This window comes from Paenibacillus sp. FSL R7-0163 (assembly GCF_037969975.1).
GTDB classification, from domain to species: domain Bacteria; phylum Bacillota; class Bacilli; order Paenibacillales; family Paenibacillaceae; genus Paenibacillus_AQ; species Paenibacillus_AQ odorifer.
Genome location: NZ_CP150224.1, coordinates 3,519,566 through 3,535,006, shown reverse-complemented (window position 1 = coordinate 3,535,006; position 15,441 = coordinate 3,519,566). Strand labels below are relative to the sequence as shown.

Annotated in this window: 12 protein-coding genes; 9 read left to right on the top strand and 3 right to left on the bottom strand. The window is 45.8% G+C overall.

What is annotated here, in order from left to right; translation table 11 throughout:
• Positions 1–22 precede the first annotated feature (22 nt).
• From NST45_RS15810 to NST45_RS15770, 9 genes are all read left to right on the top strand, one after another.
• The gene (locus NST45_RS15810; protein ID WP_076100731.1) at positions 23–547 is read left to right on the top strand and encodes a hypothetical protein; all 525 of its coding nucleotides are present in this window, start codon (positions 23–25) and stop codon (positions 545–547) included.
• A 94-nt stretch (positions 548–641) separates the two neighbouring features.
• A complete protein-coding gene (locus NST45_RS15805) occupies positions 642–1,340 on the top strand; it encodes a cyclic nucleotide-binding domain-containing protein (RefSeq protein ID WP_036683474.1) in 699 nt (232 codons plus the stop codon).
• 161 nt (positions 1,341–1,501) lie between these two features.
• Positions 1,502–3,196, top strand: a complete 1,695-nt coding sequence (locus NST45_RS15800) for a methyl-accepting chemotaxis protein (protein WP_076100730.1) — start codon at positions 1,502–1,504, stop codon at positions 3,194–3,196.
• Positions 3,197–3,462: 266 nt separating this feature from the next.
• Positions 3,463–7,395, top strand: a complete 3,933-nt coding sequence (locus NST45_RS15795) for a discoidin domain-containing protein (RefSeq protein WP_339823139.1) — start codon at positions 3,463–3,465, stop codon at positions 7,393–7,395.
• Positions 7,396–7,542: 147 nt separating this feature from the next.
• Positions 7,543–8,463, top strand: coding sequence for a cysteine synthase A (cysK, locus tag NST45_RS15790; RefSeq protein WP_038570052.1), 921 nt, complete (start codon positions 7,543–7,545; stop codon positions 8,461–8,463).
• Between the two features lie 20 nt (positions 8,464–8,483).
• Positions 8,484–9,377 (top strand): hypothetical protein, encoded by an 894-nt coding sequence (locus NST45_RS15785; RefSeq protein WP_076100728.1) that lies wholly within the window; start codon positions 8,484–8,486, stop codon positions 9,375–9,377.
• Between the two features lie 286 nt (positions 9,378–9,663).
• Positions 9,664–10,437, top strand: a complete 774-nt coding sequence (locus NST45_RS15780; RefSeq protein ID WP_235219494.1) for a histidine kinase — start codon at positions 9,664–9,666, stop codon at positions 10,435–10,437.
• Positions 10,434–11,093 (top strand): response regulator transcription factor, encoded by a 660-nt coding sequence (locus NST45_RS15775; RefSeq protein WP_038570057.1) that lies wholly within the window; start codon positions 10,434–10,436, stop codon positions 11,091–11,093. Before NST45_RS15780 ends, NST45_RS15775 begins: the two co-directional genes overlap by 4 nt.
• 62 nt (positions 11,094–11,155) lie before the next feature.
• Positions 11,156–11,797 (top strand): DUF1775 domain-containing protein, encoded by a 642-nt coding sequence (locus NST45_RS15770; RefSeq protein WP_051491292.1) that lies wholly within the window; start codon positions 11,156–11,158, stop codon positions 11,795–11,797.
• Positions 11,798–11,909: 112 nt separating this feature from the next.
• Here NST45_RS15770 and NST45_RS15765 read toward each other — a convergent pair whose 3' ends face one another.
• Genes NST45_RS15765 through NST45_RS15755 form a run of 3 tightly spaced genes read right to left on the bottom strand, consistent with a single transcriptional unit; the run spans position 11,910 to position 15,330 of the window.
• Entirely contained in the window at positions 11,910–13,856 is a 1,947-nt protein-coding gene (locus NST45_RS15765; RefSeq protein WP_076100726.1) for a CotH kinase family protein, read from the bottom strand.
• Between the two features lie 29 nt (positions 13,857–13,885).
• Positions 13,886–14,614 (bottom strand): DUF4956 domain-containing protein, encoded by a 729-nt coding sequence (locus tag NST45_RS15760; protein ID WP_036683492.1) that lies wholly within the window; start codon positions 14,612–14,614, stop codon positions 13,886–13,888.
• A 2-nt stretch (positions 14,615–14,616) separates the two neighbouring features.
• Complete coding sequence (locus NST45_RS15755; RefSeq protein WP_036683495.1) at positions 14,617–15,330, bottom strand: polyphosphate polymerase domain-containing protein; 714 nt, start codon at positions 15,328–15,330, stop codon at positions 14,617–14,619.
• Between the last annotated feature and the right edge of the window lie 111 nt (positions 15,331–15,441).

The following is a 15,441-nucleotide window of genomic DNA, read 5'->3' as shown; positions in this document are numbered from 1 at the left end:
GTAAGAAGAAGGTGTGAGGTCAGTGAGGAAGAAGCCATTTAAAAGAGGCTGGTCATTTATCATCATTTTTATTACGGTAGGTTTAAGTTACGGGATCTATCATATCTATTTATACAATGCGCCCAAACAAAATCATTACTCGCGTGTTTCCAGCACCAATCTTGAACAGGAAAGTCTGGGCGGCATTCAGCTGCTTCTAAGCCTTGATTCAATTGCTAGGGAACCTAAGCCAAATAATGATATAGAGCGGTATCAGTATTATGATCTGGGCCACGAGACAACAATAGCCACAGCACGTGGCGATGATAAAATTATTTTAATCAGCGTCTATTCCGATCATACGATGAGTACGGCAAGAGATATTCATGTTGGAGCTTCAGCAGACGAAGTGATCAAGGCTTATGGCACTTCTTATTATAAAAGAGGGGAGCAAGGGGCTGAGATTATCGGATACGTGGATAAAATCAACCATCGGAGTATTGAATTTTGGCTGCAGGATCAGAAGGTAGATATGATTCGTTATTGTGTGGATTCTGTTGTAATGTAAAGTGTCATAGGAAAACCTCATTAAAAAGGACATATGTCCTTTTTTTGTGGGGTATTCTAAATTACACTGGAGCAAACAATAGAGGGGGCACTACATGCAGACGATAAATGACCGTGAGGCTGTCCGTGCCTTGGCAGTGAAGAACGGTCTGGACGGAATATTTAGCCCGCTGGTAACGCATAAAATGGAGTTGAGACGTTACGCGGATGAAGAAAAGCTGTGTCTGGTTGGCGATCAATTGGATGGAATGTTCATATTGGTTGAGGGCAAGCTCAAAATTCAGACCTTGCTGCCAAATGGCAAATCTATGCTGGTGCGGTTTACAAATCCGATATCTGTGATTGGGGATGTAGAGCTGCTTCACCGGTTCCCTGTTAAGAATCAAGTGGAGTCTGTGGGTGAGAGCTTGATTCTTTTTGCAGGGAGAAGACTACTCCTGAGAGAGCTTGAGGAAAATACAGCGTTGTTACGTTTTCTCGTCGGAGAACTTAGTCACAAATTGCATACGCTCGGTCAAGCCTCCGCACTTAACCTGTTGTATCCTGTGGAGAATCGATTTGCCAGTTATTTAATGTCTTTGTTCGCAGATAAAAACGGTGACCGGCGAGTGGAGGAGATTCGGACCTCAAGTCTTATTGAAACAGCAGAATTGCTCGGCACAAGCTATCGGCATCTTAATCGAATCGTACGTCGTTTTATTGATGAAGGAATCATTACACGAAATCGTGGACGCTTAAGTGTACTGGATGAATCGAAGCTGGCAGAGCTGGCTAACGGAAATTTATACGAATAAAAAGATCTCAAAAGACCATTAGTTCCTGCCCTCGGCCGGAAATAGGGGTCTTTTTGTTTTTTTAAGCAAACATTCAGTTCAAATTCAGAGAGGCTTAAGGGAGAGCTAGTAGGATAAAAGTACCAAATAGACCTACATACATATAGAGATGAGGAAAAACGATGGTGAAAAGTATCCGTGGGAAAATAGTCTTAGGATTTACTGCTGTGATTATAGTCTTTCTAGTGGCGATAGCCGGAAACACATTGTTTCAGGGGAAGGTTACCCAATTGACAGATCAGGTTAATCGTAACTGGGACAAGCTGTCACTTGTTCAAGGCTTAACGGATAAGATTCGTACCGCAGATGAGCTGGGTGCTCGTTATGTGATGAGCAACACAGATGATGAGCGGAATTCCTATCTGGCGCAGTATGAAGAAATGCTCCCATTGATTGAAAATGCTATTACAGAGCTGGAGAGTGCCCGATTAAGTGAAGCTGAGTTAAAGGGTGTAACTGAGCTGAAGAGCAAATGGAATGATTATTTGATCGTTCTGAAGGAAGCTTTTGCTTTAGCTAAGGAAGGCAACTTCCCGGAAGCGCAAAAGAAATTCACGGACCTATCATTAGACGCTATGATAGAATCTCAGATTGTGTTTCAGAACATGCTCATGGAGGAAATAGAGAATGGACAAAGCCTGGCAAATTCGCATCGTAATAACGCTTTGATTACTAGCTTTGGTGTGACCGGATTGTCGGTAGTGCTCGCGGTGACCCTTGCGCTGCTAATTTCTGGACGGATTATTAAACCGCTTCGTGATGTGAACACGCAGTTGAAGGAAATTGCAGATGGGGATGCCGATCTTACGCGCAAATTAAGTGTTCGTTCTAAAGATGAGATTGGTGAACTGGCGTTTAACTTTAATAAAATGACAGATAATCTGGGCACGATGATTGAACAGGTGAAGTTATCGGCAAATAGTCTCGCGAATTCCTCTACAAAGCTTAGGTCAGATAGTGGAGTGACGGCAGGCGCCACAGAACGAATATCGGATTTTATGGGTGAAATCGCTACCGGAACAGCCAAACAGATGAATGATTTGCAGACCAATACGATTACAATCTCAGAAATATCACTAGGAATCGGCCAAATTGCTGCCAGTGTCCAGGACATCTCGGAAGCCTCCCATCGCTCTGCGGCATTTGCCATTACAGGAGATGAATCCCTTCAGGCCGCTGGGCAGCAAATGGAATCGATTAATCACTCCATACAATCTTTATCACAGCAGGTCCAAGGTTTTGTGAATCGATCTCAGGAGATTGGCAGTATTGTAGGAGTCATAAAAGGGATCGCTTCGCAGACGAATATGCTGGCCCTAAATGCGACGATTGAGGCAGCTCGTGCTGGTGAGCAAGGTAGAGGTTTCGCTGTGGTTGCCGATCAGGTCCGCAAGCTGGCAGAGCAGTCCGCGGAATCCGCCAATCAAATTGCAGAAATGGCGACTGGGATCCAAAGTGAAGCAGATGATGCCATGAAGGTGATGATGAGCAGCATGCGTGAAGTAAAGGGAGGTACGGAGATTATCGAAGAAGCGGGACGATCGTTCGGTGAGATTCGATTATCTATAGATTCACTCGCCGAACAGGTTCAGGAAGTATCTGGAGCCGTGGAGGAGATTACGGCGGCTGCGGATGAGATTGTAGAGTCAATTCGTAACGTTACGCAAATCTCGGAAACAACCGCTGCGAGTACTCAGCATGTGTCGGCAGCCTCGCAAGAGCAAATGGCTTCGGTCGAACAAATTGCATCCTCTGCAAGTGAATTAAGTACAATGGCGCATGGACTGCAAGGGTTGGTAGCTAGATTTAATGTATAACATGAAGCTTCGGAGAGTTAAGGGGCAATATAGTCCCCTTGTCCTCTCCGGGGCTTTTTTTGTTGAACGTAATATCCCACATACAAAGCATAGAAATTGCCATCGACGGCCATCTACGTATAACTTATATTATTAGCGTTATTAGTTAGCTTGTATCCGTAATTCATCACTTCAAATGTAGGAGGCGAATGTCTATAAAACTACTAATTTGAAAGCGCATCCTTTCTGCTTCATAGCTCCACAAAACTTTGGGAGGTGGTTATTCAATGATAGCAGCTTTTAAAAGATTTACCGGGAAGACGGCAGTACTTTATTGTTTAATTGTTATATTATGCATAGGTCAGTTAACGTTATATCCCTCGGTGAGTTTAGCTGCGGGGAATTTAGCCCAAGGGAAGACTATTACTTCAAGCTCGTTCGGTGATGTATACGTAGCAGCCAATGCTAATGACGGCAGCCAAGGAACGTATTGGGAGAGCGCAAGCGGTGTTTTTCCGCAATGGATTAAAGTGGATTTAGGGGCAGCAAGCAGCGTGAATCAGGTTGTGCTAAAGCTGCCAACGAATTGGGAAACAAGAACTCAAACGTTAGCGGTGCAAGGGAGTACAGATGATGCAGCTTACAATAACTTAGTAGATTCCGCCAATTATACATTTAATCCAACGAGTGATTCCAATACAGTGACCATCAGCTTTACAGCTGCGAATGTCAGATATGTTAAACTGAATTTCACATCCAATACGGTCTGGCCAGCAGCACAGTTAGCGGAATTTGAGGTTCATGGTAATACAACTACAACTCCATCCTCAGGATATGAAGCGGAGAATGCCGCATTATCCGGTGGTGCCAAGGTTAACACGGATCATACAGGTTATACAGGTACAGGATTTGTTGATGGTTACCTAAATCAAGGTGCTGCGACTGCATTTAGCGTTAATGTGGCTTCTGCTGGTAACTATGATGCTACATTAAGATTTTCAAATGCATCAGGCAGTACAAAAACCATCAGTGTTTATGTGAATGGAACTAAAATTAAGCAAATCTCACTTGCGAATCTGGCCAATTGGAATACTTGGTCAACAAAGATTGAGACGCTGGCTCTGAATGCTGGCACTAACACGATTACTTATAAGTACGATGCAGGAGACACTGGAAATGTGAATCTAGATAATTTGAACGTCACTCCAGCTTCTGCGACAACACCAACGCCGACGGCAACTCCAACACCAACGGCAACACCAACGGCAACACCAACACCAACGGCAACACCTACCTCAACTCCAACGGTAACACCAACACCGACACCGACGGTAACTCCTACGCCAACACCGACAGTAACACCTACACCAACTCCAACGGTAACACCGACCCCGACACCAACAGTTACACCAACGCCTGGGGCGGGTTCCAATCTGGCTTTGAACAAAAGCATCAACGCTTCCTCTTCCGTCTTTACCTTTGTTCCTGCAAATGCGAATGACGGTGATGTAACTACTTACTGGGAAGGAGCAGGAGGAAGTTATCCCAATACATTATCTGTAAACCTGGGGAGTAATGCCGATATTACATCCATTGTCCTCAAACTGAATCCATCATCGGCCTGGTCCACACGTACTCAGACTATTCAAGTGCTTGGGCATAATCAGAATACAACAGCCTTTACTAGTCTTGTGCCAGCAACCGTGTATACTTTTAATCCGGCAACCGGCAATACGGTCACTATTCCGGTAACGGCCACGGCTAGTGAAGTACAGTTGAAGATTACCACCAATACTGGTTCAACCGCTGGACAAATCGCTGAATTCCAAGTGATGGGTGCACCAGCTGCTAATCCGGATTTGGCGATAACCGGTCTTACATGGTCACCTTCAGCTCCAGTAGAGACCAATGCCATTACTTTAAATGCAACGGTAAAAAATATTGGAACATTAGCTTCCACAGCGACTAATGTAAATTTCTACTTGGGCAGCACACTTGTAGGTACTAGCCCAGTGGGGGCATTAGCGGCTGGCGCATCTACGAACGTCACTTTAAATATGGGCGTAAAGGATGCAGCTACCTATACATTAACTGCAAAGGTTGACGAGAATAATACGGTTATTGAATTGAACGAAGGCAATAACAGCTTCACTAGTCCAAATTCTCTTATTATTGCTCCCGTATCCAGTTCTGATCTAGTAGCTTCCCCAGTTAGCTGGACACCAAGCAATCCAGCAGGCGGCAATGTGGTCAGCTTCTCGGTGGCAATTAAGAATCAAGGGACGGCAGCATCCGCAGGGGGTGCGCATAACATAACCTTGAAGGTTCTGGATGCTACTACGAATGCTGTACTCCAAACCTTAACTGGAACCTATAACGGCGTGATTGGCAGTGGAGTAACAGCGCCTCCTGTTAGCCTTGGCACTTGGACAGCAGCTAATGGCAAATATACTGTGAAGACCGAAATTGCCGTAGACACTAATGAGCTGCCAGTTAAACAAGCCAACAATATTCAAACACAGTCTCTTTTTGTAGGTCGTGGAGCCAATATGCCTTACGACATGTATGAGGCTGAGGAGGGCGTGATTGGTGGCGGGGCTGTGAAGCTTACTGCTAATCGGACCATTGGAGATCTTGCGGGTGAGGCTTCAGGCAGAAGAGCAGTTACACTGAATACTACAGGCAGTTATGTAGAATTCACTACTAAGGCTGACACTAATACACTGGTCACCCGCTTCTCGATTCCAGATTCGGCGAGTGGAGACGGTACGAATGCTACACTGAACATCTATGTGAACGGAGTTTATACCAAGGCGATTAATCTGACCTCTAAATATGCATGGCTGTACGGTTCAGAGATAAGTCCCGGCAATTCACCAAGCGCGGGCTCTCCGCGGCATATTTATGATGAAGCCAACATTATGTTCGACAGCACGATTCCGAAAGGTAGTACGATTCGACTGCAAAAGGATGTGGCAAATACCTCGCAGTATGCCATTGATTTCATCAGTCTGGAGCAGGTTTCACCGATTGCCAATCCAGATCCGGCCAAATATACGGTCCCAGCCGGCTTTACACATCAGGATGTGCAAAATGCGCTAGATAAAGTACGCATGGATACGACCGGAAATCTCGTAGGTGTGTATTTGCCAGCAGGTAACTATCAGACCTCCAGTAAATTTCAAGTCTATGGAAAAGCAGTGAAGATCATTGGTGCAGGCCCATGGTATACGAGATTCTACGCTCCAACGAATCAGGAGAATACGGATATCGGTTTCCGGGCAAGCGATACTGCTAATGGCTCTACTTTTGCGAATTTTGCTTACTTTGGGAACTACACATCACGTATTGATGGTCCGGGTAAAGTATTTGATTTCTCCAATGTGGCAAATATTACGATCGATAACATCTGGACCGAACATCAGGTGTGTATGTACTGGGGAGCTAATACGGATTACATGGTGATCAAAAACTCCCGTATCCGCAACACCTTCGCTGACGGCATCAATATGACGAATGGCAGCACGAATAATCTCGTATCCAATATTGAGGCACGGGCTACAGGGGATGATAGCTTTGCATTGTTTTCGGCTATTGATTCCGGTGGTGCAGATATGAAGGATAATATTTATGAGAATCTCACTTCAATCTTAACCTGGCGGGCAGCAGGTGTAGCCGTCTATGGCGGATATGCCAATACCTTCCGCAACATTTATATTGCCGACACGCTTTGCTATTCTGGAATTACGATCAGCTCACTTGACTTCGGGTATCCAATGAACGGCTTTGGCGCTTCACCGACAACGAATTTTGAGAATATTTCCATTGTTCGTGCAGGTGGACATTTCTGGGGGGCACAGACCTTCCCGGCAATCTGGGTATTCTCAGCCTCTAAGGTATTCCAAGGCATTCGTGTCAGTGATGTGGATATCATTGATCCAACCTATCATGGTATCATGTTCCAGACCAACTATGTCGGCTCCGCGCCGCAGTTCCCAGTGACAGATACCATCTTCACGAATGTCACAATTTCCGGTGCGCAAAAGAGTGGAGATGCTTTTGACAGCAAATCCGGAGTGGGCATCTGGGTAAATGAAGCGGCTGAGGCTGGGCAAGGTCCTGCCAGAGGGTCAGCCACCTTTAACAATCTGAAAATTACCAACACGGTAACGAATATTAAAAATAATACGTCTACTTTTACGATTAACGTTAATCCGTAAAAATAAAGCTGCCAATACTGAACAGCCGTCTCCCGCTTTCGTGGGGGGCGGTTGTTTTCAGGTTGCAGAAACCAAGGGTTCTGAATCGACAGGAGGTGCTGCTCACGTTACAATAATGGAAGGTACAGAAATGAAGGAGGCTCTAAAATGACATCCTTAGTGGTTAACAATATAACAGAGCTGATTGGGAATACACCGGTTGTAAGATTAAATCGGCTGACTAGCCCCCAAGATGCAGAACTATATGTGAAGCTGGAGCTTTTTAATCCAAGTGGCAGTGTAAAAGACCGGGCAGCTTATAATCTAATCCTGCAAGCCGAGCTAGCAGGTTTGTTGAAGCCGGGCGGGACGATCATTGAGCCGACTAGTGGAAATACAGGGATAGGATTAGCGATGAATGCCGCGGCAAAAGGGTATAAAGCGATTCTTGTCATGCCTGATAATATGACCAAGGAACGAATTAATATTCTAAAGGCTTATGGTGCGGATGTTGTGCTGACGCCGGCAGCAGAACGGATGCCGGGAGCTATAGCAAAAGCGATTGAGCTGGGAAAAGAAGTGGAGAACAGTTTTATTCCACAGCAATTCGAGAACAAAGCCAACCCTGATATTCACCGGACAACGACCGCTCTGGAAATCTTGGAGCAAATGGAAGGTAAGCTGGATGTGTTTGTTGCTTCATCAGGAACTGGGGGCACGATAACTGGAACCGGTGAGGTTTTGCGTGAGCATCTACCTGATATCCGGATTCTTGTGGTTGAGCCGCAAGGCTCGCCCGTATTATCTGGAGGAAAGCCAGGACCACATAAGCTGGTAGGAACGAGTCCGGGCTTTGTGCCCGCAATTTTGAATACACAGGTCTACGATGACATCGTTCAGGTCGCGGATGAAGCTGCCTTGGAGACGGTAAGAAGGCTGGCTGCAAAAGAAGGAATTCTGCTGGGTCCATCCGGTGGTGCCACTGTATGGGCGGCGTTGCAGGAAGCGCGTCGTCTTGGGGCTGGCAAACGCGTGCTTTGCATTGCACCTGACACAGGGGAACGGTATCTTAGTATGGGAATATTTTAGTTTCGTCTGGAGGAATGGGAATGAATAAGCTCAGTGTGAGTTTTCTTATTGTTCTACTGCTGGCGGGCTGCTCAGGCACTAACAAGCCAACCCCTTCTCCAAGTGCAGAGCCAACACCAACGGCAAGCATGCAGCAGCCAGAAGCTTATCTGGAAGCTGGAAAGCTGAAGGCGAATTTTGGTTTTGCAGATGAGTCTGGCAAGAGCATCTTAGTCACCGGGCAGGAAAAAGGGCTGGATGCGCAAATGCAACAATTGAATGAGGCGATCGGTGATCATGGGCAAGTGCTAAAAGTGAAATTGAATAAATGGCAGGAGGGTACGGAGAACAGTAATGGCCGGGAGATGGCTCACAATTTTGTGAATCTGCCAGGGTATCTTTATACGGTTGAAGAGGGGAATGCGACTCCTGATGAGACCTATTACCTGACGGATCAGGCAGAGTTTAATACGAATGCGCTAATCTCTGTTAAGCCTACGGAGGTTAAGCAAGCCTCGCTAAATGTTGCAGAAAATGTGCGGCAGAATATTGTTTCTGCAAAAAATCGTGAAGTAGAGCATATTTGGAAACTTGCTGACCTGTCTGGTGAACGGCAACTGTATCTCGTTCAATTCATTAGGCAGGATCAGGATATGTTATTCAGTCTCGTGCTGGAAGACAAGGTCGGGCTTACCTTTATGGATTATCCGGCTGTCATTCAAGGCGATGAATTTTCCGTCTGGAGAGTGGATGATGGTGGGGAAGTCATACCAGAGATGTTCTCTATTCTTTTTGCGGCGGAAACCGCTGAAGGCCCATTACTCGGTATGGAGTGGTGGGGAGCGGAAGGCGTAAATACATTTTTCCTGAAAAAAGAGGGAGATGTTTTTAAAGAAATGGACATTCAATACGGACGCTACACATCACCACTATAACTGGGATGCAGATACATCGAAGGATGTATCTTTTTTTTGCTACAATATAAGAAAGTATAAATTTTCACTATATATTGCTTATAATATTATGAAGGATAGCATTAATTTTTTAAAATACTTAAATTTGTAACAATAAGAACTTTAAATAGCCCGATCGAGTCATGTAGCAGAATTGTGACGGTGATATTGTTAATCATAAGATGTACGGGAGGGGACAGCAACGTATAACCGAATCAAGTACATGATCCTGTTACTGCCAACGCTAATGGTAGGGATCTGGGAGGTCGTGCGCCATCAGTTTCTAATGCCTTATATTTCGATGGATCTGGGGAATTATTTGACACCTGTCCTCGTATTTTTGTTCACTCTTGTATTGCTCGTCCCTATGTTTTCGCTTATGGAGCGGAATCAGCGGGAGCTGGAGCAGGAACGTGCGCTCAAAGAGGCAATGAAAGCCCGGGAAGGGCTAGCTAAGGAACTGCATGATGGGATGGCGCAATCTTTATTTCTTTTATCTGTCAAAATAGATCGTCTGGAAGCAAGCCGCAGGAATGGGGAAGTCAGCGAAGAAAATGTGGATCAGATCAAAAAGACCGTCCACGAGGTGAACCGTTATGTTCGGCAGGCGATCGCCAATCTGAAGGTACCAGTGTCTGAGCAGCACTCTTTTTCATTGGAACAGTCGGTTAAAGATCAGCTTGCTCAAATGGCTAACGAGATTATGATTGAAGTTTCCTTGGATTGGAGTCTACAGGATGAAGCCCTCTCTCCTTCGGAAAAAGCAGAGCTGCTATCTTGTATCCGAGAGGCTATTATTAATGTGCGTAAGCATACAAGAGCGGCGAAGGTTTCTATCACGGGTGCAGGCACTGAGAAAAACTGGAGCGTGGCGATTGTCGACAATGGCGAAGGATTTCAGCATGACCCTTTTGAGGTAAACGGAAGTTACGGCCTTCAGATCATGAAGGAACGTGTCGAAGGAATGGGTTGGAAGCTTCAGGTGATCTCCGGCAATACGGGGACAAATGTGGAAATTACGAAAGGAGGGGGAAGTTTATGAGCCGGTACCGGGTTTTGGTTGTGGATGATCATGCGCATGCGCGTGAGGCGATGTGTGAGATTTTGTCCATGGATGATAGTTTTGAGGTCATTGGTGTAGTGGAGAGTGGTCCTGAGGCGATCGCGTTCACGGCCCAGTGGATGCCTGATCTCATTCTTATCGACATTCAGATGCCGGAGATGGACGGGCTGGAGACTACTCGCCGGATCAAGCAGGAATATCCCTATGTCAAAATCGTTATCGTTACGGTATCGGACGAAATTTCCCACCTCCTCGAAGCGCTGAAGCAAGGCGCACAAGGGTACTTATTGAAGAATCTGGCACCTTCCACCTGGATTGAATATTTGCAAGCCATTGTGAATGAAGAAGCACCGCTAAGCCGGGAGCTGGCTTTTCAAATCCTGAAAGAATTTACCGTTCCTTCAGTAACAGACGAAGGAGAGTCATTGACGGCAAGGGAGAAGGAGATTTTAAGCTGTGTGTCTTCCGGATCGACGAATAAAGAGATTGCCATAAGCCTGTCGATTTCGGAGCATACCGTAAAAAACCATCTGAAAAACATCCTTCAAAAGCTTCAACTCCAAAATCGTACGCAGCTGACGCGTTATGCTCTGGAGCAGGGGCTTGCTTCACGTAAACGTGATTTTCCGCGGTAAATATGAGGATAGAGATGAAAGAAAAAATGATAAAATTACTTAAGGAAAGAGGCACTCTAACTATGAACAGATTATCTCGCAAAATAATGACACTATTCGCACCAGCCGCTGCAACACTTCTGTTGTTCGCAGCCGTGGCAAGCGCACACGTAACCGTGGCACCAGCACAATCCAGTACCGGAGCATGGGAGACTTACACACTTAAAGTCCCTTCAGAAAAAGATGTAGCGACTGTACAAGTTGATCTACGTATCCCGGCAGGTGCCGAGTTCAAGCAATATGAGGCTACACCGGGCTGGGATGTTACCATTGAGGGGAACAAAGTTAGCTGGATAGCTAATGGAGAAGGAATTAAAGCAGGACAATTCCAACGTTTCTATTTCACAGCGAAGAACCCTGATACTGCAGGTGACATTGCTTGGGATGCTTATCAGCATTATGCCGATGGCAGCTTGGTGCAGTGGTCTGGTGAGGCAGGAACAGAAAGTCCGCATTCTATTACTTCGATTGTGCAAGCCTCCGGTGGGAATGAACATTCTCACGGTTCCAGTGACAATGGCATGAGTATGGAAGAACATAATGCCATCATGGAAAGCGAGAACAACTCAACCAGTGTCAACCCAATGGTCTATATCGCATTAGGGATCTCTTTACTAGCCTTTTTAATAGCAACCATAAGTATATTGCGCGGGCGGAAAGAGTAAGCGGGAACTAGTTGTGATACAAGAATATAGTGTTCATGCAAGAAGCCTCCGTCAATAAACGACGGAGGCTTCTTGCATGAATTATTTGTTGATGAGGATACTTTTTACTGCTCTACAGCCGTTTGCGTTTGTAGTAGGTTACGAAAGCAGCGGTTAGTATTAGGAGAAGGATGGCGACGCCAGTTGTGATGGCTTCACTCGTGCTGCCTTTTTGCTGCATAGTACCAGCACCACCAAAGTCGCCACCGCCCATACCACCAGGCATACCGCCACCAAATCCACCGCCGCCCATGCCGCCACCGCCAGGGCCATTTCCGCCGCCTTCAGGGAAAGCGGGTCCGCCCATAGCACCAGGCTCACCACCCGCGCCGCCGTCAAATCCACCTTGAGCAGCTTGCCCATTAGTGTTGGTTTGTCCACCTTGAGCAGCTTGCCCGTTGGTGTTGGTTTGTCCGTCTTGAGCAGTTTGCCCTGTTTGTGTAGTCTGCCCACCCGCAGCTGCTTGTGAGTTACTGCCAGGACCATCGCCGGCATTAGGGATAGCCGGTCCGCCCATGGCACCAGGCTCACCACCTGCACCACCCTGAGCAGTCTGTCCACCCGTAGCCGCCTGCCCTCCGGTATTTGGTGCAGCTGCGTTTGCGCCAGTATTACCAGTAGCGCCATCCGCACCTGTGGCCTGCCCAGCACCCGCAGCGCCTTGAGCTGCACCATTTTTAGCGCCGCCACCAAAGCCACCGCCGCCCATGCCACCACCCATGCCGCCACCACTTCCTGATCCGTCACCGGATGAAGAAATGGTGCCGTCGAGCTGCTGCTGGATACTTTTGGCCATGTTCGACATGAAGGTCTCAACAGCCTTTATCCCATTTTCATACTGTTCGAAAGTGTAGAAGGCGGATGGATCCGCTTTGACATAGCTGGAAATCATCGTGTTCAGCTCATCAATCCGAGCCTGGAACGTATCGTCCGCTAGATAGCCAGTAATCATCTCACTAACAATTTCGTGATATTTCGTTTTGTATTCCTCATTAGCGAGCAGTTTCGCAATCAGCGGGCGTTCTGCCAACGCACCTTGGGTAGGCTCGTCAATTAACACATCTGCGCTTCCCATGCCGCCAAAAGCCATATTATAATCCCACGGCAGAATCGAGAAGACTCCATCGTCTTCATATAAGTAATAATTCTGCTTATTCCCACCTAAATAACTGTCCATATTACCCGTGACCGCATTTAGAGCGATATACTTCAGCGATTCCTCTACGTCGATGTATTTTTCATAATCGGTGCCGTTATTTAGCTCATTCAGCATGTCGACAAGAATATCATCGTTGGACTTATCGGATTTCATTTCTAGTCCAGTATAGAGGGCTGGATCATCGCCCAGCCAAGTCAAATCACTGCCCTGACCGGTCATTACACCTTTATAAAGTGCACCATAAGTGTTGCCGAAATTGCGTTCCAGATAAGCATCACCGATCTGTTCTACTGCAAGATAGAAACCCTTCAGTTCATCGTTTACATACACATTGACGAAGGAATATTTCGGCGTCGGGAGGCCGACACTTTCAGCGAGCTCATAGGTTAGAAATTCACGCATATAAGAAGCATCGCTGTAATTATTATTAAGATTGATTTTAGTAATGCCGAATAAATTCTGGTTAACATACTCATCAAAAGAAATTTTGAAGCTGTAGCGGTCAGAGTCTGTCATCTGTACTACGCTTCTGAGACTGAGATTTCCTTTGGTCCGTACAGCTACATTATCGTATTTCATACCGTTGTACTCGACGGAAGCCATTTTATATTCTTCAGCACTGGCATTATCCAGCATGTCCTGAAAATCGTCCGGGTCCAAGGTGATTTTGACATCCACGACCTTATCTTTTGGAAAGACCTGCTCGTCTAGCTTTTTCTCATCGCTCGAAATGACCTTGTCTTGAGCATCAGACGTTGGATTATTTGTTGCAGACGGACTTGCGTTCTGACACCCGGCTACGGCGATGACCAGCAGCAGGCAGCAAAAACTCAGCAGGATTGACTTACCTCTGGTTTTCATCTGGGGCACCGCCTTTCATCTCGTTGTAATTAAGATACATAGTCACCGCTATAGCTGATCAAGAGTGCATTTTTGACACCTTTTAGGTCAGAGACTGTGTTGACAAAGCCGCCTACTTTATCATCCAGACGAAGCTCCAGCGTCAATTCAATATTGTTTGCGGAGACTGTTTTTTGCTTCACATTGTAACGTTTTACGGATTTGGTGATATGGCTGTGTACTTCACGTTCACTTTCATCACTGTCGCAGTTAATGACCAGTAAGTATGGCGTTTCGATAGAAGAGTGTTTGATGAACAGGAACAAAATGAGGCCGATAATGATCGAACCGATAATAGCCAAGGTGAAAAATCCTGCTCCAGTTACAATCCCTGCTACAGCTGCCCAGAACAAGAAGATCAGATCAGTTGGATCTTTGATTGGTGTTCTGAAACGAACGATGGACAATGCGCCGACCATACCGAGGGACAGCACAAGGTTAGAGTTAATCGCAATAATGACAGTAGCTGTAATCATGGTCATGCCCATAAGTGAGACGTTAAAGCTTTTGGAATATAAAACACCGCTAAAGACACGTTTGTAGAGCAGGTAAATGAAGTATCCGATCAGAAAAGCTACGCCCAAGGTAATCAGCATCTTGGAGATACTAATATCAGATACAAAATTGTCGATCACCGAGTTTTTAATAATGTCCGAAAAATTATTTGTAGTATCTGTAGTCGTTGTTGTAGCTGCTAGCGGTGCTAGTGATGCATTCATAATCAATAATCCTCCCAAGTGTTAGTTTTTAAGAATTTGCGGCAGATCACGTATTTCGAAGCGGACTGCCTATTCAGTCCCTCAAGCTGCAACGCGATTTTAATGTACTCCGGAATGTACTCATCAAATTTCACTTCAAAAATTATGAAGTTCTCATCAATCGCCCGAATCGGATGCAAATCCTTATCGAAAATATCCGTAGAATGCAGGCCCGTACGTAATTCTTTATCGAACGTTATTCGCACATTGCCGTTGTGGCAAACATAAGGCTCGCGAACATAATCCACGATGACCTTGGGTCGCAGCAGGTTATGGCGCATCTGATCGTATAACTCCATGAACAACGGACTGTCCGGGACGTTCAGCACTTCGTAGTTGCCCGCCATAATCTCGTCGTACATTTGCCGTGTTAGCGGTTCTTTGATTTTGGCGATATAATCGTCCATTTTAATTTTTTTCTCAAAGTGAATGATGTTGTCTTGGATGTTGTAAATGCGAATCCGGTATTTGGCCCGCTCTCTGAGACCGCCGAGCTTGTCTGCAAGTGCCGTGTTGTTGATATCGTCAAAATACAAACTCCGAATGTGGTATTCTCCACTCTCATTAGCGTGTTGATCTTTATCAATCAAGCTTTGCAATCGCTGGCGTAATATAAGGTATTGATGATAGTTAATGAAAAATTTAAGTTCATGCCGGAATTGAAGCTTCTTATTCATTTTCACACCTCGTTTCTCTCTCTATCTCTGGCTAACCTTCCTGCTTGACTAATTCTAGGAGACAGACCTTATGCTTAACTTAAAATAGACTGAATGTTTGCTGAATGTTTT